The 18,224-nt window shown below is 27.4% G+C and carries 19 protein-coding genes and 1 tRNA gene; 6 read left to right on the top strand and 14 right to left on the bottom strand.

What is annotated here, in order from left to right; all coding sequences use genetic code 11:
* Nucleotides 1-54: 54 nt before the first annotated feature.
* The 7 genes from OCU47_RS16600 to OCU47_RS16630 all read right to left on the bottom strand — a co-directional run bounded on the left by OCU47_RS16600 (nucleotide 55) and on the right by OCU47_RS16630 (nucleotide 4,260).
* A complete protein-coding gene (locus OCU47_RS16600) occupies nucleotides 55-411 on the bottom strand; it encodes a type II toxin-antitoxin system PemK/MazF family toxin (RefSeq protein WP_261829725.1) in 357 nt (118 codons plus the stop codon).
* A gap of 8 nt (nucleotides 412-419) precedes the next feature.
* Nucleotides 420-656 carry a hypothetical protein gene (locus OCU47_RS16605; RefSeq protein WP_261829726.1) on the bottom strand — a complete coding sequence of 79 codons (237 nt, stop codon included), beginning with the start codon at nucleotides 654-656 and terminating at the stop codon, nucleotides 420-422.
* Between the two features lie 259 nt (nucleotides 657-915).
* The gene (locus OCU47_RS16610; protein ID WP_261829727.1) at nucleotides 916-1,515 is read right to left on the bottom strand and encodes a germination lipoprotein GerS-related protein; all 600 of its coding nucleotides are present in this window, start codon (nucleotides 1,513-1,515) and stop codon (nucleotides 916-918) included.
* Nucleotides 1,516-1,690: 175 nt separating this feature from the next.
* Complete coding sequence (acpS, locus tag OCU47_RS16615) at nucleotides 1,691-2,071, bottom strand: holo-ACP synthase (protein ID WP_261829728.1); 381 nt, start codon at nucleotides 2,069-2,071, stop codon at nucleotides 1,691-1,693.
* Nucleotides 2,072-2,191: 120 nt separating this feature from the next.
* On the bottom strand, nucleotides 2,192-2,524 hold the full coding sequence (locus tag OCU47_RS16620) for a DUF6514 family protein (RefSeq protein WP_261829729.1): 333 nt from the start codon (nucleotides 2,522-2,524) through the stop codon (nucleotides 2,192-2,194).
* A 388-nt stretch (nucleotides 2,525-2,912) separates the two neighbouring features.
* Complete coding sequence (locus OCU47_RS16625; protein WP_261829730.1) at nucleotides 2,913-3,272, bottom strand: single-stranded DNA-binding protein; 360 nt, start codon at nucleotides 3,270-3,272, stop codon at nucleotides 2,913-2,915.
* 103 nt (nucleotides 3,273-3,375) lie between these two features.
* Complete coding sequence (locus OCU47_RS16630) at nucleotides 3,376-4,260, bottom strand: YihY/virulence factor BrkB family protein (protein WP_261829731.1); 885 nt, start codon at nucleotides 4,258-4,260, stop codon at nucleotides 3,376-3,378.
* Between the two features lie 263 nt (nucleotides 4,261-4,523).
* On the opposite strand from OCU47_RS16630, the gene OCU47_RS16635 reads away from it, so the two are divergent.
* A complete protein-coding gene (locus tag OCU47_RS16635) occupies nucleotides 4,524-5,525 on the top strand; it encodes an LCP family protein (RefSeq protein ID WP_261829732.1) in 1,002 nt (333 codons plus the stop codon).
* 30 nt (nucleotides 5,526-5,555) lie between these two features.
* Here the strand turns inward: OCU47_RS16635 and OCU47_RS16640 are convergent, their stop codons facing one another.
* Entirely contained in the window at nucleotides 5,556-7,901 is a 2,346-nt protein-coding gene (locus tag OCU47_RS16640) for an ATP-dependent DNA helicase (RefSeq protein WP_261829733.1), read from the bottom strand.
* 94 nt (nucleotides 7,902-7,995) lie between these two features.
* Here OCU47_RS16640 and OCU47_RS16645 point away from each other — a divergent pair, with 94 nt between their 5' ends.
* A complete protein-coding gene (locus OCU47_RS16645; RefSeq protein WP_261829734.1) occupies nucleotides 7,996-8,727 on the top strand; it encodes a M15 family metallopeptidase in 732 nt (243 codons plus the stop codon).
* Nucleotides 8,728-8,788: 61 nt separating this feature from the next.
* On the opposite strand, the gene OCU47_RS16650 is transcribed toward OCU47_RS16645, so the two are convergent.
* On the bottom strand, nucleotides 8,789-9,379 hold the full coding sequence (locus OCU47_RS16650) for a DUF1836 domain-containing protein (RefSeq protein WP_261829735.1): 591 nt from the start codon (nucleotides 9,377-9,379) through the stop codon (nucleotides 8,789-8,791).
* Nucleotides 9,380-10,247: 868 nt separating this feature from the next.
* Here OCU47_RS16650 and OCU47_RS16655 point away from each other — a divergent pair.
* Entirely contained in the window at nucleotides 10,248-10,493 is a 246-nt protein-coding gene (locus OCU47_RS16655; protein ID WP_261829736.1) for an AbrB/MazE/SpoVT family DNA-binding domain-containing protein, read from the top strand.
* A gap of 52 nt (nucleotides 10,494-10,545) precedes the next feature.
* On the opposite strand, the gene rsmI is transcribed toward OCU47_RS16655, so the two are convergent.
* The 3 genes from rsmI to OCU47_RS16670 all read right to left on the bottom strand — a co-directional run bounded on the left by rsmI (nucleotide 10,546) and on the right by OCU47_RS16670 (nucleotide 13,560).
* The gene (rsmI, locus tag OCU47_RS16660) at nucleotides 10,546-11,385 is read right to left on the bottom strand and encodes a 16S rRNA (cytidine(1402)-2'-O)-methyltransferase (protein WP_261829737.1); all 840 of its coding nucleotides are present in this window, start codon (nucleotides 11,383-11,385) and stop codon (nucleotides 10,546-10,548) included.
* Nucleotides 11,386-11,387: 2 nt separating this feature from the next.
* Complete coding sequence (locus OCU47_RS16665) at nucleotides 11,388-12,143, bottom strand: tRNA1(Val) (adenine(37)-N6)-methyltransferase (RefSeq protein WP_261829738.1); 756 nt, start codon at nucleotides 12,141-12,143, stop codon at nucleotides 11,388-11,390.
* A 160-nt stretch (nucleotides 12,144-12,303) separates the two neighbouring features.
* Entirely contained in the window at nucleotides 12,304-13,560 is a 1,257-nt protein-coding gene (locus tag OCU47_RS16670) for a C40 family peptidase (protein ID WP_261829739.1), read from the bottom strand.
* Between the two features lie 342 nt (nucleotides 13,561-13,902).
* On the opposite strand from OCU47_RS16670, the gene OCU47_RS16675 reads away from it, so the two are divergent.
* Both OCU47_RS16675 and OCU47_RS16680 read left to right on the top strand, forming a co-directional pair.
* Nucleotides 13,903-15,243 (top strand): peptidoglycan bridge formation glycyltransferase FemA/FemB family protein, encoded by a 1,341-nt coding sequence (locus tag OCU47_RS16675; protein WP_261829740.1) that lies wholly within the window; start codon nucleotides 13,903-13,905, stop codon nucleotides 15,241-15,243.
* A gap of 108 nt (nucleotides 15,244-15,351) precedes the next feature.
* Nucleotides 15,352-15,427 (top strand) — tRNA-Pro (locus OCU47_RS16680).
* Between the two features lie 49 nt (nucleotides 15,428-15,476).
* Here OCU47_RS16680 and OCU47_RS16685 read toward each other — a convergent pair.
* Nucleotides 15,477-15,602 carry a hypothetical protein gene (locus OCU47_RS16685; protein WP_261829741.1) on the bottom strand — a complete coding sequence of 42 codons (126 nt, stop codon included), beginning with the start codon at nucleotides 15,600-15,602 and terminating at the stop codon, nucleotides 15,477-15,479.
* A gap of 144 nt (nucleotides 15,603-15,746) precedes the next feature.
* Between OCU47_RS16685 and OCU47_RS16690 the strand changes: the two genes are divergently transcribed.
* Entirely contained in the window at nucleotides 15,747-16,412 is a 666-nt protein-coding gene (locus tag OCU47_RS16690; RefSeq protein WP_261829742.1) for an HAD family hydrolase, read from the top strand.
* A 38-nt stretch (nucleotides 16,413-16,450) separates the two neighbouring features.
* Here the strand turns inward: OCU47_RS16690 and OCU47_RS16695 are convergent, their stop codons facing one another.
* Complete coding sequence (locus OCU47_RS16695) at nucleotides 16,451-18,223, bottom strand: hypothetical protein (protein ID WP_261829743.1); 1,773 nt, start codon at nucleotides 18,221-18,223, stop codon at nucleotides 16,451-16,453.
* Nucleotide 18,224: the final 1 nt, after the last annotated feature.

Here is an 18,224-nt window from a genome sequence, read left to right on the forward strand (position 1 = left end):
ACAGACTTATTTTTTATATTTATTTAAATACTATTCATAATTATTTTAATAATATTAGACTAATCCTAAACTAATCAGCAAGCTCTTGTCCACTTTCTTCATATCACTGTCAGTCATATGACCAATCTTTTCTTTTAATCTCTTTTTATCTATAGTTCTAATTTGCTCTAATAAAACTACAGAGTCTCGGTTGAGTCCATATTCTTCTGAAGATATCTCCACATGCGTAGGCAACTTAGCCTTATTTATTTGTGATGTAATAGCTGCTACTATAACAGTAGGGCTATATCTATTACCTATATTATTTTGTATTATAATAACAGGTCTAATACCGCCTTGCTCTGAGCCTACCACTGGACTAAGATCTGCATAAAATATGTCTCCTCTTTTTACATTAGATATTATTGCCATGTTTTAAATCACTCTCCGCTAAGCCAATTGACATAGTCATTAAACGCTAGATTGTCACTGCCAAATTCAGCATACTCTAGATTTAAGGCTGCCATCTCCTGATATCCTTTCTCCATTTGACCATAAATACTATCACTTTTTCCAACCATACTATATAATATAGTTTCTTCTTCTAAGAGTTTCTCAAAATTTTTATTTTCCAAAAAAATTTGGTTAATAGTTTCTATACTCATTGAACTTGACATAACTACTTACTCCTTTCTAATGTAAAAAGAATCTATGTATATATACATTATATAGCAAATTATGTCGCATTGTCAAAGTTCTATCATAAGTTTTTTGAACTTTTATGTTGAATTTTAGTGTTATTATGTAAGCAAAGAAAAACTTACTTAATTTTCTCCTTCATCACCCCCTCAAATAATAAATATTCTTAATTTTAATACATATTGCTAGTCCAAAATATAAGTTTGTTCTAACAATATGTAAAAATTAATTTTATTTTTAAATATACTTTTGTACTTTGAAGTTACTATATGTAACTACTACTCTCTCCTTATTTGCATCATCATATATAATTAATTTAGTTAGTGTTTTTGAATCTGAATTTATAAACATCTTGCATTTATTTAACTCTTTATTATTATCAAACAAGTTATACTCAACTTGCATAAATCCCATATTATTTCCTTCTGTATAACTCTTCTTCATGTTTTCTCCATTAAGCAAAATATTCTCCCTTATATTTTCTACAAATGCAAGTTTGTACATTTTGTCAAAACTATTCTTCACAGTAAACTTCTCATTTGTTAGCTTATTGCTAATTATTATTTCGTTATTTTTATATACTTGGCTTCTACCATCTTCAAAATTAAGTACAATTTCTTTTCCTGAATTTGTAGACGTTAGGTTTGCCTTCTGTTTAACTTCTCCACGTGAATTAATAATTAAGTATTCCACATCACAAGAATAGCACTTTATGCTTTTGAACTTATCAAGAATATTTTCTGGAGTCTGCTTAAATATTTTTTGATAAATAGCTAATGCTCCAAATATTGATACTACTATTAATAGTATTATTAACGGTATCCTATATTTTTTCATATTTCCTCCCTAATAATTTTTTCCTATTAATAGTAATATTAATTTTTTTCTGCAAATATTCTTAAATTATTTAATCTTTAATCGTATTCATTTATAACAAAATTTATCTGTACTTAATGATAATATTCCCACATCATATTTGTAAATAGACATATATAACACTATCCTACAAATCCTAGTTATCTTTTCGTTCCATGACTGCATATGAAATTGCCATAGATCTATTATGAGATATAGTAATGTGTATATCTGTTACACCCAATTTATCTGCTAACTCTTTACAGTTACCATATAACTTCACAACTGGTTTTCCAAGATCATCCCTTAATATTTCTATATCTTTTAGAGAAAAACCTCTAATACCTGTCCCTAATGCTTTACTAATAGATTCCTTTGCAGAAAAGTTTCCCGCAATTACTTCATTTCTCATATACTTCTCTGTAAACATTTTTTGTTCTTCAATTGTGAAAATCTTTTTCAAAAACTTTTCATTTGATTTTATAGCGCTTTCTACTCTCTCTATTTCAATTATATCTGTTCCAATTCCAACTATCATTTTGCCACATCCTATTAAGTTATTATACATATAATTGTAACATAAAATATTGCTTACTTAATATTAACCATAAAAACATTGAACCTACCAAGTATACGCTTGTAGGTTCTAATATGCTTTCTATCCCATTGCTTTTAATAATAAACTATCTTCGAAGTCTAACACACATTCATCAACGTGTTCTCCTAAGATATCTATAAGATGAACTGGGGATACTGTATTATCATATAATATTTTCAAAAATTCCTTAACCTTATATCTTTTTGGTGAAATTAGTGCTATTTGATTTCTTTCAATGTTAGTTATTTTTTCATCTTCTTTTATGTCAAGTCTTTCAATTTCAATACCATATACATGAATATTAGAATACATTGATCTAGTCATCCTATAATTATATTGATATCTTTCTCCCTCACTTTCAACATTCTTTGTTAGATTCTCTATAACCTCCATAAATATTCACCCCTATTTTTTTATTAACCCTTTTCTTAAATACCATATTAGCACTTATATTATGATGTTTTTGTCATAATTAGTATCCAATCAAAAATTTTTTTTAAGTTTTTTTTGACATTAATATTTATTTTATCCACAGATTATATTATTTCCATTATTTATTTTGTAGAAATTCTTATATTCATGCTTATATTTATGTCGAAGTTGTGAGTAAAAATATATTTTATTTTTAGACAGAAAAAAAAGCTAGTTTAACTAGCTTTTCTTCTACCACATTTTTTCTCTCTTACTCTCATAAATACCATAATTGAATTTTTTGAATACGTTATCATTACAGTTTTATTATAGCATGTTATGAAATCTTTTCAAGAGAAATTTAAAATTTTTATTCTACTTGATCAAGAATTTCATTTTCCACTTCTTTTTTATTGTAAGTAATAAACTTAAAATCTTCTGCTACTACTTCTGCAATATATTTTCTTTTACCTTCTGCATCATCATAGCTACAAGCTCTTAATCTACCACTAACAGAAATAAAATCAGATTTTTTTAAATACTTGCAAATAATCTCAGCTTTCTTACCCCAAACTATTACTGGAATAAAATCAGCTTTTCGTGTTCCATCTATTGCCTTAAAATTTTGTTCTACTGCAACAGTAAATCTTGTGAAAACACGTTCACCATCTTCAGTTTTTTTTAATTCAGGATTCCTAACCAACCTACCTAATATAATAATTTTATTCATAATAAAAACCTCCTGCTATTTGTTATTGTAAATTCTATCCACAATAACTCTTTTTATACAAGAAGTTTTATTTTTTATTTACATATAAAATTGTTTAGTTTTCTTATATATTAATCTTTGTTTCATCACTGTTACTTTTTTCATCCTCTAAATCCATTTCTGATAAAAGAGCATTAACTTCTCCTCCTAACAACAAAATAAATGAAGTTAAATATATCCATGTCATCAAAATAAACATTGCTCCTAAACTTCCGTAAAGCCTCGAATAGTTTGAAAAATTATTTACATAAAATGCGAACCCGCTTGATATAATTATCCAACCCAAAGTTGTCAAAATAGCTCCGGGTAAAACTTGAATCCAACCTAATTTTTTATCTGGGGTAAAATGATATAAAACTGCAAAAAATAATATTAGTATTGATATTAATACAAAGTATCTTATTACATCCCAAATGACTATTACTACTGGAGTAACGTTAATATGTGTTCCTATTAAATTTTTTATGATATCTCCAAAAACTAATAAAACCATAGTTAATATTATCACTAATGCTAAGAACACTGTGGTTACCATGGCTCTTATAGTTCTTGAAATATATCCTCTCTTCTCATTAACACCATATGCTCTATTTAGCCCTCTCATAACAGCACCAAACCCATTCGAAGCAGTCCAAATTGCTAATATTATAGTAATCCATACAACTCCTGAACCTTGTACTTTCAATACTTCTACCACAGTAGATTCAATTAATGCAAATGAACTCTTAGGTATAATATAGCTTAACCAATCTAAAACTTCCTGTTGATTCAAATTACTAAATCCTATTAATATAAATAAAAACATTAAAAATGGAATAAAGGATAACATTAAATTATATGCCAAGAATGCTGCTGTTGCTGTTATATCATGATTAATTATTCGCATTATTAACTCCTTAATAAAGTGAATTATACTATTATCTTTTCGAATATCTTCATTATTTATCATCTAATCACCTATAATCCCTAGTATACTAACACCTGTTTCTATATATACTACCTATATATACAACTTACATTTATACTTTAATATAATATATACTTCTTACCTCAATTATACATTTTTTAATTACATTATTATAAAACATAAATTACAAGTTGTATATGAATTAATAAATGCTTATTATTTTTTGTATTCTTTTTTATAATGCAACATTTATGTACCTGCTATTCAATAGTATATTTATATTATAATTAAAAGGAGTCAAGCTTATGAAACCTAATAACGAATTAGTTAAAACGAAAAAACAGAAAAGAAAAATGAAAATAATTTTATCTATAGGTTCAATATTGATATTTTTAGTAGTTTTTACTGCTGTATACATATATAGTACTCTTGGAAAAATTAATAAAGTAAATATAGCTAAGGACAACTCTTCTTTAGGTATAGATTCAACCTACTTTAACACTGATGCTTCTAAAGATATTATAAACATAGCCTTTCTAGGAGTGGATAAAAGAGAAGGGGATGTAGGACGTTCAGATGCTACATTGGTATTAACTATAGATAAGAAACATAACAAAACTAAAATTTCTTCATTTCTAAGAGACTGCTATGTACCTATTGAAGGACACGGTAAAACAAAACTTAATCATGCATATGCTTACGGAGGGCCTCAACTGTCAATAAAAACACTCAATGAAAATTTTGGACTAAACATTAAAGATTTTGTAAAAGTCAATTTTAGCGAATTATCTCATGTTATAGATGCTGTAGGTGGAGTAAATGTAACAATAAAGGACTACGAAGTGAAAGAAGTAAATAAATATATTGATGATGTTGCTAAAGAAACTAATCAAACTTCAAAACACATTACTGCTGGTCCTCAAATCCTTAGTGGCGTTCAAGCAGTAGGTTACACTCGTGTTAGATATGCTGGAAATGGTGATGTTGAAAGAACTGAAAGGCAAAGAACTGTCTTAAATTCTATTTTTAACAAAATAAAATCAGCTGGTGCCTCCCAATATCCAAACATAGTAAACCAAATTTTACCTTACATAGAGACAAGTATGTCCTCATCTGAAATTCTTAACCTTGGTTTAAGTATGATTTCAAGTGGATTATCAAACTTACAACAGCAAGAATTCCCCTTAGAAAACTATAGAAAAGGACAAATTATTAATAACGTCTGGTATTGGGTGTTTGATGAAGCTGCTACGAAAGAACATGTCCGTAAATACATTTTTGAAGATATTACCCCAACATCAAAATAAATAAACTATAAAAAACCAGATGTATTGAATTTACATCTGGTTTTTTACCTTCCAAAATTCATCAACATTATTTATAAGTTCTTCACAATTCTTAACTACATGCAAATTACTCCACTCCGACGGCATAAGTTCTTTATACTTCATAGATAAAAATCTATCGTCTACTAAAATCGCTACCCCCTCATCCTCTTCTGTTCTTATTACTCTGCCTACTGCCTGCAAAACTTTGTTCATTCCTGGATAAGTATATGCATAATCATATCCATTCACACTTTTCTTGTTAAAATAATCTTTTATTAGTTCTTGCTCAAAACATACCTGAGGTAATCCAACCCCTATTATTACTGTTCCAATCAGCTTATCTCCTTTAAGATCTATTCCTTCTGAAAATAAACCACCCATAACGCAAAAAGCCAATATTTCATTTTCATCAAAATACTCCAAAAAATCTTCTTTAAGCTTTTCACTCATATCCGATTGCTGAAGAATTGTGTTTTCACTCCCATATTTATCAATATAGTGTTTATATGCTTTATTCATATAAGAATATGAAGGAAAAAAAACTATATAGTTACCCTTCTTAGCATTTTTTATATCATGGATTGCATCTATAACATCCTCTAAAGTATTTTCTCTAAATTTATATTTAGTGGATAATGGTAATACATTTATACTTAAATTCTCTTTATTAAATGGTGATTCTAAAAACATCCTATATGTATTATCATCACCTCCTAATAATGAAATATAATAAGTCATAGGTAACATAGTAGCTGAAAATAATATAGTACTACTAACCTTATCCATTCGTTCTCTTAATTTTTTACTTGGATCAATACAAAATAATTTTACATAAACATCTTTATTACTTGTATCTACATAATTAACATAATTGTTATCTATTTCAGATACTACGTTCATAAAATTATTAATATTAAAATATAATTCCATTACATCTTTTATATAATCTAAACTTTGGTTTTTAACCAAAAAGTCATCTGTTTCCTTCAAAAACAATCTTAGATTCTTTTTTAATTCTGATGAAACTTCATTTATCACCTTATATTCTATATTCTCTTCTTGTAACTCTCTTCTATATGAAATGAGTTCAGAATTAATTTTTCCCAGTATTCCTGAAATCTTTGGAGCTTTACCTGTTAATAACTTTTTAATTTTTAATATTTCACTTTTTATAAGTTCACCAGAATACATTTCACGTGCCCTGCCTACTAAATTGTGAGCTTCATCTATCAATACAGTTAATCTATCATTACTATCCTCAAAAATAGTTTTCAAAGCAGCTGATGGATCAAATATATAATTATAATCACATATAATTCCATCACACCATTTCGCAATTTCTAAACTTAGCTCAAATGGGCATATTTCATATTTCTTGGCAATTTTTTCTATACTTTCTCTATTAAAATTTTCATACTGCAATAAAATGTCATGAAGTGATATTTTCAATTTATCATAATAGTTACAAGCAAATTTACATTCTTCAGGATTGCATTTAACTTCTTCATTAAAACAAATCTTTTCTTTTGCTGTTAATGTAACTATTTTAAATTTAAGTTTCTTATCTCTTAAGAGTTTGAAAGCTTCTTCTGCTGCCGTTCTTGTAATGGTCTTAGCTGTTAAATAAAATATTTTATCTATCTTATTTTGCCCAACAGCTTTTACTGCTGGAAAGATAGTTGATATAGTTTTTCCAATGCCTGTAGGTGCTTTTATAAATAGTTCTTTTTGTTCTTTTATTGTATTATAAACTGCTACTGATAAATTTCTTTGCCCTTCTCTATAATTAACAAACGGGAACTCAATATTATCTATTGATTTATTTCTCAACATTCTCCAATTAATGCTGTAATCAGCCATCTGTTTAAAGTCTGCTATTATCTTGGTTATGTATTCCTCCAGCTCTCTATCGGAGTACTGCTCTTCAAATTTTTTTATCTCATCTGTTACTATACAATAATAAATTAATCTTACTTTAATGCTTTTAAGATTTTTTTCGCAGCAAATTATGTATGCATAAAACTTAGCCTGAGCCCAATGTAATTCATTAAAATCCTTATCTACATACATAAGATTCTTGTTTGTTGTCTTTATCTCTTCAACAATAACTTCATCATCATATATTACTCCATCAGCCCTACCCTCTACTCTTAAAGTAAAATTATCAAAAGTAAAATCTTTAGAAAGAGAAACTTCCTTTTCGTATCCTTTGATGTCATTTATGTTTTTCTCCTGAATTTTTTTATGAATCAAGGTTCCTTGCAAAGCTCTTGATTTACCAACATACCGTGAATCTATACTACCACTATATAGTGAAAAATTCACTATATCTCTAACTGACATTGAAATAATCATATTTTAACCTTCTTTTTTTTTATATTAATGTTTATAATAAAAGCATAGTTTATTATAACTTAAAAATATAATTGAAAGGAATATAATCATTATAATGAATCCATCAAAAAAACTTATATACATATTTTTTGTAATTTTTATTTCTTTATTAGGCTTTATATGCGGTATTTATTTTGATTATTTAGTTTCTATAAATAAATTATCACCTGTAGTTTCATCTGTCTATAAGTTACCCTTTAAAGGAAGAATCGTTACCTATGGTAAGCCAGTATCTTATTCTGGTTTAGTTCCTGTAGTGGATTATGATCCTAGTCTAAAAATAGATTTAAGATATGCTACAACTAACAATTTTACAGGTAAGGTTGTTTACCCAAAACCTGTATGCTTATTGCAAAAAAATACTCTAGATAAATTAATAGAATGTAACAATGATTTAAAAAAGCAAGGTTATAGAATAAAAATCTGGGATGCTTATAGACCTGCTGATGTTCAAAAGTACTTTTGGAGTATAGTAAAGGACAGAAGATTTATAGCTGATCCATATCTTCATGGGTCAAGACACAATAGAGGTTGCGCTGTAGATATTACTCTTGTAGATGAGAATGGTAAAGAGTTAGAAATGCCTACAGGTTTTGATGAATTTAGCACTGCTGCTTATAGAAATAATCCTAATATGAGTGCAACTGCGAAGAAAAATCTTGATTTGTTAACTAGCACTATGATCAAACATGGATTTAAACCTATAGAAACAGAATGGTGGCATTTCGATGATTCTGAAGCAGATAAATACCCTATATTGAATATCCCACTAGATGAAATTCAATAAAAAACTATAGGATAATAAATATTATCCTATAGTTAAACATAATTTTTATATACTATATTTTTTATTCAATATCATATTCTTTTACTATCTTCTGGACCAATTTTTTGATGACAGATGCCTGAGCTATTAATGTCATGACCATCAAAAAAATTCTAATTCTTTCTTCATCTTTTCCTTCTAAATTCAATGACTTAACTCTTTCTTCCAGTTTGCTTTCATTAAATAATGGTGCAGTAAGAAATTCTGAAAGACTCTCATCTTGTATATCCGCAAAAATTTTATAGGCATCTTCCCATGAAATTATATCATCATTTCTATCATTAATTTCATTAAATGCTAATTTCATTACCTTTTTCATTTCTTCTGTAGTTAGTATTGGTCTCATGTAACTAAGTAATACCAACTGAGCTAAGTGAACCTTTGTATATCCTCTTTTTTTCCCATCCTCTGGTTTGGTGATTACCTCACTTTTAATATAATTTTGCACTATGTTATTTGTATATTTTTCATCAGTAAATTTATCATTTAGATAATCAATAACCTGTGATAAAAACAAATCATACTTAGGTAAATCCTCATAAGGTACTAAGTTATTGTTGGAAATCTCTTCAGCCAATTTTATAATATCATTTATTGTAAAAGTATCTTCCATATCCTATCACCTCTTCTATAAAATACTCTACACCTGTATTATATAGTATGCATAACCTTTTTACAAGTTACCACAATCTGTTTTTGTGTTTTAATTTCTTTTTGTAATCTACGACAATGCGCCTAAGTTATTCACAACTTATCAACAATATATGTTGATAAGTTGTGAATCCTGTTGAAAATAATATTACAAATTTAAATTTTTTCAGTACTTGTACACATTATCCACAGCAGTATGTGGATAATGTGTTGATTTGTTGTGGAACAGCTGTGTCTTAATAATAAATTAATCAACAAAATACGCTCTAATATATGTTTATAACTATCTATTTAACAAATTATTTTTTTTATATAATTAACTATGCAAAAATACTCGTAAAATGATAGCTTAACCTAGTATAAATACTAATTTTACATTCTAACTTTTCTAAAAAATTCTAGTTAAATGATAAAATTAATACTTATTTCAATAATATTTGATATCTTGGTAAAAAACATTGGCAAAAAATATGAAATATACTACATGAGTAATCGTTTATTTTAAATTCGACATTCTTTTTTATTATTCCATCATATTACTTTAATTTTTTTTTTAATATTGTAAGCAGATTTTTAGCTTTTTTTTTACCTTTTTTGATAACTTAAGTGTACAAGCCATTCTAAGAAAAATTTTTTTCTCCTTTTTTTTAAATTACTATTGACTTTACAAAAAAATGGTAGTATATTTTACCTATAAGAATTTTTATTTTAAAAAAAATATATTATTTTTTGGAAATGTATTGACTTTATATTACAAGTTTGTTAGTATTATTCTTGTATTTTGTCGAAGTATGTATTTTAAAATATGTAATTTTAAGGAGGAAAAAATAATGAAATCAACAGGTGTAGTAAGAAGAGTAGACGAATTAGGAAGAATAGTTATTCCTATAGAATTAAGAAGAACTTTAGATATAGCAGAAAAGGATGCTCTAGAAATATATGTAGATGGTGAACAAATAATTTTAAAGAAATATGAACCAGCTTGTATATTCTGCGGAGACGCTAGAGATGTTATTAACTACAAAGGTAAGAATATCTGCAAAAGCTGTTTAAATGAAATAAAAGAAAATAGATAATATAAAAAAAAGACACAACTTATAAAATAAGTTGTGTCTTTTTTATATCCTTTTATATTTCTAACGAATATTTATAAACTTCTGATTTTTGTATTCCTCTGTCTTTTGCCACTTTCTTTATAGCTTCCTTCTTTGATAACCCCTCTTTTATATAATTCTTAATGTGTTGTTCAATCGTAAAGTTTTCCCACATAGCTTTATTTTCTTGCTCTATTTCTTCTTCACTTTTACCATTAACAACTAAAACAAATTCTCCCCTAGGAGCTTTATTTTTAAAGTATTCAATAGCAGCCTCTATTGTTCCTCTATAAATTTCCTCATGTAATTTTGTTAATTCTCTGCAAACAGCTATCTGCCTATTTCCTAACCCATCAGAAAGGAATGTTAATGTCTCCAACAATCTATGTGGTGCTTCATAAAATATTAACGTTTCTTTCAAATTCTTAATGTCTGATATTATTGGATTTCTCTCTTTATTTTCTCTTGGCAAAAATCCTTTAAATAGAAATCCTCTAGTGTCCAATCCTGAATTAACTAACGCAGTTGTAATTGCAGTAGCACCAGGTAAAACTTCAAAATCTATATTTTCTTCTATACATTTTTTTATAATAACACTTCCTGGATCAGATATTCCTGGTGTTCCAGCATCACTAACTAGTGCTACATTCTTGCCTTCTTTTAATATAGACAATAAATCTAAACTCTTTCCTTGTTCATTATGTTGATGATAACTTATTAAAGATTTCTTTATTTCAAAGTGATTTAGTAATTTTAATGTCTGCCTTGTGTCCTCTGCTGCAACGTAATCACTGTCTTTTAGTACCTGCAATGCTCTTAGAGTTATATCACCTAAATTTCCTATTGGAGTTGGTACTATGTATAACTTTCCCATAATTAAGACCTCCCATATATCTTATCTATTTCTTCACTATATTTACCTTCATCATTATAAACATATAATGGCTTCTCAAATTTTAGGAATGCACCTCCATCGCGTTGCCCTTCTACAAGGACTATGTTAGGAGCCTTTTGAGAATTAGGGTGCACTAGTCTGATTCTCTTAGGTTCAATTCTATGCTTTCTCATAAGACAAAGAATATCAGCTAAGCGTTCTGGTCTATGAACCATATATAACCTTCCATTATCCTTTAAAATCTTTCTAGAGGCTATTATAACATCTTCTAATGTGCATAAAACCTCATGTCTAGCAATCGCTAATTTATCCTTTGGATTCTTTATCCCTGAGCTCATAAGTTTATATGGAGGATTAACTGTTACTACGTCAGCTTTTTCTACCTGGTGCAATGCTGAAAGATTTTTTAAATCTTCACAAATAAACTGAACCCTATCATCTAAATTATTGATTTTAACACTTCTATTAGCCATATCAACAAAATCTTCTTGTATCTCAATTCCTAATATAGATCTTGCTTCTGTTTTCCCAGCTATCACAAATGGTACAATTCCTGTGCCAGTGCACAAATCAATAACTGTGCTATTTCTTTTAATGTTTGCAAAATTAGCTAATAACACTGCATCTACACCAAATCTAAAGGCATCTTTTTTTTGTATTATATGTATTCCTTTCAATTGAAGATCATCTAAAGTTTCATCTTCATATATTAAATCATTTTTATCAATTTCCTTCATTGCAATTCTCCATACTTTTTTATTTTAACTACATTTATTATAAACTAATATTGTTATATTAACAAAACTAGATTTTAACACTCTTAATAAATTTATATAAAAAAAATAAGAATCAAGTTCAAAATATAAAATTCAAACTTGATTCTTTAACTAATCTTATTTAATGAAGTATTCTTCTTGCACTTGAATACTCATATATAGGTCCAACAGTAACAGTTTCTCCTGGTCTTGGAGCGTGTATCATTTGTCCATTTCCAACATAAATTCCTACATGTTGCACGCCTCTTGTAAAGATTAAATCACCAGGCTTTAAATCTGAATAAGATACTGGAGTCCCATGTTCTATCTGTGTATAAGTATCTCCTCCAATATCTATTCCTAAGTGTCTGTATACATAAGAAGTAAAACCCGAACAATCAAATGAATCTGGACCCTTAGCTGCCCAAACATATGGTTTTCCTATAAACTTATATGCATAATTTAACAATGTTGACGCATCACCACTTGCCACAGAGTTCCCTCTATTTACATTGCTTGAATCCGCATTTGATTGTGATTGTGATTGTGATTGTGCAGCATCTCTTTGTTTAATTATATCTTGAGCCTTATCGATATATTGCTTAGCTTGGTCATCAACTTCTTTAAGGCTAATATTGCCTCTAGCTGAGTGTATCATTTCAATAGCTGATCTTAAATCTGAAGTACTACTTGAAGAATTATTTATTATAGAAATAGGATAATCAAGTAATGCTTTTTCGCTTGAAGCCAAATCTCCAACAACCTTCTTCTTTTCTTCTTGAAGTTGATCAACATCTTTCTGTTGTTCATCCTTCATTGTTTGAAGTTGTGCAGCCTTGGACTTATTATCGTCATTAATCTTAACAATTTCATCCTGTTTTGCTTGTAAAGAATTCACTTTCGAATCAAGTAACTCTTTTTGACTTTTTATATCATTAATAACTTGCTTGTCTAATGACATTACATTACCAACAGCTTGAATCTTATCAATTAAGTCACTTAAACTTGAGGCACTGAATATTAAAGATAGATAATCTGTCTCTCCTCCAGATTTATATATCTTTCGCATCCTTGAACCAAAGGCATCTTCCTTTTTATCTAAGTCTTCCTTAATTTTTTTAATTTCTTCTTGAGTTGATACTATTTGGACTTTTATATCCTCTATTTTCTTATCATTCTTGTCTATTTCAGCCATTAATGGTTGTATTTTATCTGTCAACGCATCTATCTTTGCAGTTATATCATTAATTTTACTGTTAACATCATCTAGCTTCTTTTTATCTTGTTCAATTTGTTGCTTTTGAGTACTTGTATCTGTATTTGGAGCTGCAAAAGCCACTTGGCTCATTCCTGTTAGTAAGCTTAAAGTCACAAGTACTGAAATCGTCTTCTTTTTCATAACTACTATTGCTCATTGTATATACGACATATATACAACGAACTACTCTCCCCCCTAACACATTCATTACAATTTAATTACAATTCTTATTATAACATTAAATAGTATTAATAAACAACGGTAATGATTAACATTCTATCTAAAATCATTAACTTTTACAATTTATTCATTAATTATAAACATGAAATAATAAATATATTATTGTTTTGAAATTATTTATATATTATGTTAATAATTTTATTATAACTCACTTTACCTTGAAATTCAAAAGTACATTGTATTAAAATAGTTATATGCGTTCAAGTTAATTTAAAAACCTATAATTTAAGGGAGGAATACTTTTTGTATAAATTTATTGAAACTACTGAGGATAATATAAATTCATTTAATCTTAATAATTCTAAAGGACATATATTCCAAACGTCTTATTGGGCTTCTTTGAAAAAGGATTGGAAACATAAATATATAATAGGCTATGATGAATCTGATAATATAATTCTTACAGCAACCATGCTTCTTAGAAAAGCTCCATATATAAATGCATATATGGGTTATATACCAAGAGGCTTTATTTGTGATTATTCTAACAATAAAATATTAATTGATTTTACTGAATACCTAAGAGATTTTTCTAAGAGAAACAAAATTGCTTTTATTACTATAGATCCAGATATTCATTTATCAGAAAACGAACAAATTATTTCTGAAGGAGAATCTACAAAAGAATTTTTAAGAAGTTTAGGTTATAAAAATTCCGACTCTAAAAACTTTGAAGGAATCCAACCAAACTTTGTTTTCAGACTGCCTCTAGAAGTTGGAGATGATAAAAACAAAATCAAAAATTCTACATTTAAAAACTTTTCATCTAAAACAAGATATAATATAAAAGTTGCTGAAGATAGAGGTCTTATCTGTGAAGTATATGATAAAGAAAATCTTGATGAAGATGTATTAACTACTTTCCACGATATCATGGTTACTACTGGGAAAAGAGATAATTTTATAGTTAGAAATAGGCAATACTTTAGAGATATGATTGAGGATTTAGCTCCTCATTGTAGATTGTATATGATTAAATATAGTTACCAAAAGGATTCTGAAAGACTTAATGAAAAACTTCAAAAACAAGAACAAGTTAAGGAAAGAGCTATCCCAAAGATTGAAGAATTAAAATCTAAACTAGCAACCGAAACCGATGAAGATAAATCACAAAAACTTAATAAGAAAATTCAAGATCAAGAGAATAAATTAAAAGAAGCTGAAAGACAAATTGAAGGCTTTAAAAACAAGTTATCTGAAATAGAACCATACAAAGGCAAAGAAATTTATTTATCTGGCTCCATTTATTTATATTATGGAAATAAAGCTTGGTATCTATATGGTGCATCTGAAAATATTCTTAGAGATACAATGCCAAATTTCCTTATGCAGTGGGCCATGATTCAAGACAGTATTGATCTTGATTGCTCCATATATGACTTTAGAGGCGTTTCCGGAGATTTAAATCCTGAAAACCCACTATATGGACTATATAAATTCAAAAAGGGCTTTAACGGCAATTTCGTAGAATTTATTGGTGAATTTGATTTAGTTATTAATAATTTTATATATAGTCTTTACAAAAAAGCCTTTCCTAAATTTAAAGAAATGCGAAATAAACTTATGAATAAAAGACAAAAGTAAAAAATATGTGGATATTTAGAAAAATCTTGATATCCACATATTTTTTTCAATAATTCTTATTTTTTTATTGACATTATATATTTTTTTATTTATAATAAATATTGTTCTCGGGGTGTGGCGCAGATGGGAGCGCGCGTGGTTTGGGACCATGAGGTCGCAGGTTCAATCCCTGTCACCCCGACCAAAAAAGGAATTGCAATGCAATTCCTTTTTTTTATAGATAAAACACTGGATTATGAATTTTTCTTTTTATTTTGAATTGTAATATAAAATTCATCTTCTTTCCCAGCTGCTTTGCATAATGAAAATGACAATGTTATAATTGTTGAGATTATAACTATTCCTAAACCTATTAACATATATATCACCTTTCCCTATACTTTATATATATATTTTGCACAATATAATGTAACTTATTCATTTATTATTTTTAATACATTAATTAATTCTGATTTGTTCTTTGTTGTATAAGTTCATAATGCAAATAATAAGGAGGTAATTTTATGCTAACCAATATAGAAGCTGTTATTTTTGATTTGGATGGTACACTAATAGATTCAATTGGTGTTTGGAATAAAATAGACATAGATTATTTAAATAAGTATGGCAAGGAACGTCCAAAAAATCTTCAACAAAAAATATCACATCTTACTTTTAAGGAAACTGCTCAATATTTTCAACAAACTTTTAACATAAATGAGCCTATTGAAAAAATCATAGGTGATTGGCATGACATGGCATTAGATTCCTATAAAAATGAAACACCTTTAAAATCTGGCGCAAAGGAGTTTCTAGAATTTTTACATAAATCCAAAATAAAAATAGGACTAGCTACTAGTAATTCTATTGACTTACTAGAAACTGCTCTTAAAAGTCATGATATATATGATTTATTTGATACTATAACAACTACTGCTGAAGTATCTCGAAATAAAGACTTTCCTGATGTATATTTGCTTGCCGCTAAAAAACTTAATATACCTCCAGAACATTGTTTAGTATTTGAAGACCTACCAGTTGCTATTTTGGGTGCTAAAAAAGGCGGTATGAAGGTTGTAGGAGTGTATGATGATCATAATAAAGAATCTTGGAACTACATTCAACAGATATCTGATTTCAGCATAAAAGATTATACTGAACTTTTTGCTTATTTTCAAATACCAAAATAAAAAATCTACTATAAATATTTTATAGTAGATTTTTTGTCTTATTCTAAAAATTTAAATTTTCCTGTTAAATGCTTATTTCCAATGAATTTAGAAAATCCTAAAGCAATAAACATATATTGGAACACAAATATCTGTAATTGAGTTCTTAGGAACCATCCTCCATATTGGAACTTATATACTGTTATAAATCCTATTGCTAATAAAATTAAAACAATAGTAGCACTTTTATTTTTCTTATATGCTGCCACTATCCCCATAACAAATAGTGGAGCGGATAACACTAACAATACTGTATCAGGATAAAACATTCTAATAATTATTGTTTTTCCAGAATATACAGCACCACCAATGTTAGTTAAAAAATCTAAGTTCACAAGACTACAAATTAATCCTGTAAAATATTTTATTACTCCTAAGTTTGTAAAATAAGAAACAAATGTATTAAAGATATTGAAACCATAAAAATGTGAAGCCAACTTTTCTACAGGTATTAATAATAATAATGATATTAAAAAAATAATTATTATATTTTTTTCTCTTTTTTCAAAAAATCTTAAGATTAAATATAAAATCCAAATAGCTGTTATCATTATAGCCGCATATATTCTTAAAGTTACTAACATAATTGAGAAAATGCAAACTTTAAAAACAGTGCTAAATATATTACGTTTTGTCTCCATAACTTCAATAACTTCATAGAATATTAAAAGTATTAGAATAGTTATGAACATATCTCTTAACGCATATGTTGAAAAGAGAATAAAAGTAGGAACAACTACTAAAATTAATGTAGTTACTTTAGCTACTCGTTTATCATTAAATAATCTTATTGTACATCTATAAGTTAGTGGAATAAGCATAGATGATACTAAACAATTTATCAACTTAGCTGTAAAGAATATTTCCTTATTAAATAACTCTACTAATCCCATAAATAAGTTATATCCATACTGATTATTTTCTACTATAGCAGCTAAGTTAGGCCAAATTCCTTTAGCTAATGATGTGTATATTTGATTACCTGTCCAATAGTAAAATATCTCATCTGGTTGAAAATATGACATTCCAATTCCTGATTTAACTTTACTAACAATAACCATTCCTACTAAAGTTACTATTCTGATAACAAATGCTGATAGAAACGTAATTGCTAAAAATTTATTATTTTCTTTTTTGTATTTAAAGAAAAGACCTAAAACAATTAGCATTATAGATAGAGTAATTGAGTAACCTATTAATATTGTTAATATTGCCAGAATTCCTCCAATTACATTTAAAACTTTTTCATTTGCATACTTCTTACATTTATTCATATCTAACTTAGATATAAGATAACAAAAACTAAAAAATACAATACTAACATTAAAAATATTTTTAATAATGTCTACTGCCTTACTTGCAATAGCATCTTTAGATATTGCTTTAAATGAAACTAAAGATATCTCTTTAACATCATTTTTTATATATTTAGTGTACTCCTCATTGATACCTTTTATATCTTGCTCTGATAATATATTCTTACTTGATATATTCATCCTATAAAAATGATCCTGTGCACTAACTGGATAGATATTAATATGTATATCTCCTATACTACTCTTAAATCTACTATTAGCCTCATTCAATTGCTTGGCTCCAACAAATGATATATCTGACGTTATCTTATCTTCATTTATATTATATAGTTTAAATTCTTCAATCTGATAAACTCTATTTTTAATTAAATACCCAAAAATAATAGATAAAAAAATTAATATAATATATGTAATACAATACAAGCGTAAGTTGTTAATTTTATTCTTATATCTCATA

The sequence above is a fragment of the Clostridium sp. TW13 genome (genome assembly GCF_024345225.1).
Lineage (GTDB): Bacteria > Bacillota > Clostridia > Clostridiales > Clostridiaceae > Inconstantimicrobium > Inconstantimicrobium mannanitabidum.